The 1,224-nt window shown below is 54.2% G+C and carries 1 protein-coding gene; it reads left to right on the forward strand.

The genetic code is table 11. From position 1 onward, the window contains the following. The first annotated feature begins 52 nt into the window (after window positions 1–52). Window positions 53–1,191, forward strand: a protein-coding gene (locus AD930_RS00050; protein ID WP_156476766.1) for an IS3 family transposase whose coding sequence is annotated in 2 segments (ribosomal slippage) — window positions 53–305 and window positions 305–1,191 — 1,140 coding nt in all. Because the reading frame shifts where the segments join, the coding sequence is not laid out codon by codon here. The last annotated feature ends 33 nt before the right edge of the window (window positions 1,192–1,224 follow it).

Consider the following 1,224-nt stretch of genomic DNA (forward strand, 5'->3'; position numbering starts at 1 on the left):
CGGTTTAGTTCCGGACCTTTAAGACCGAAGCTGGTCATGAAGGAGATTTGGAATGGGACGAGTTTACAAGGCCGAGTTCAAACACGAGGCGGTGCGTTTGGCGCTGAGTAGCGGTCTGTCGCGTGAGCGTATTGCTCAGGATCTGGGGATTGGGTCTTCGACGTTGAAGAAATGGATCCGCGATGCGCAGAAGCTTGATACTGTCGTCGCTGACACAACGGATCATACAGCGTTATTGCGTGAGAATGAGAGATTGCGACGTGAGAACCTTCTGCTACGGGAGGAGAGGGAGCTGTTAAAAAAGGCAACACAGTTCTTCGCGAGCCAAAGGTCGTGAGGTTTGCCTTTATCGCTCGATATCATGGGCCGCTTTCACGCGACCGGGTCTGCCGCCTGTTTGGCGTCAGCGACCGGGGTTTAAGAGCCTGGCGATGCCGCCCGGTCTGTGCCCGCAGAAGACAGGATGATATCCTGATGGTGCATATCCGTACCATTCATGCGCAGAGCAGGCGAAGCTACGGACGTCCCCGCATGACAGAGAAACTCAGGGCTTCCGGTCTGTCTGTCGGACATCGTCGCGTTGGACGTCTGATGCGCGAGCATGACATTCGTGTTGTCAGGACACGACGCTTCAAGGTGACCACGAACAGCTCGCACAAGCACAGTATTAAACCCAACCTTCTGGGACAGGATTTTTCAGCACCAGCGCTTAACCAGAAATGGACAGCGGACATAACATATATCTGGACATGTGAAGGCTGGGTTTACTTGGCTGTGGTGCTGGACCTCTTCTCACGCAGAGTCATCGGCTGGAACCTTGAGGTCCGCATGACCGCAGATCTTGCCACGACAGCATTACAGCGCGCTATTGCCTTGCGTCAGCCACCACCAGGCTGCGTCCATCATGCGGATCGTGGCAGTCAGTATTGTTCAGAGGCTTACCGGCGGCTCCTCTCTGCTCATGGCTTTATCGTGTCCATGAGCAGAAAAGGAAACTGCTGGGACAATGCTGTCACGGAAAGCTTCTTCAAGACCCTGAAAGCTGAACTCCTGTGGCGGCAGGCATGGAGGACGCGCCAGAACGTCGAACAGGCTATCACATCCTACATCAATGATTTCTATAATCCGCAGAGGCTGCATTCCGCACTCCAATGGAAAAGCCCTCTGGATTACGAGCGCAATGCCGCTTAACAGATAACCTATGGTCCGGAACTAAACCGGGAC

This window comes from Acetobacter malorum, assembly GCF_001580615.1.
GTDB classification, from domain to species: Bacteria; Pseudomonadota; Alphaproteobacteria; order Acetobacterales; family Acetobacteraceae; genus Acetobacter; species Acetobacter malorum.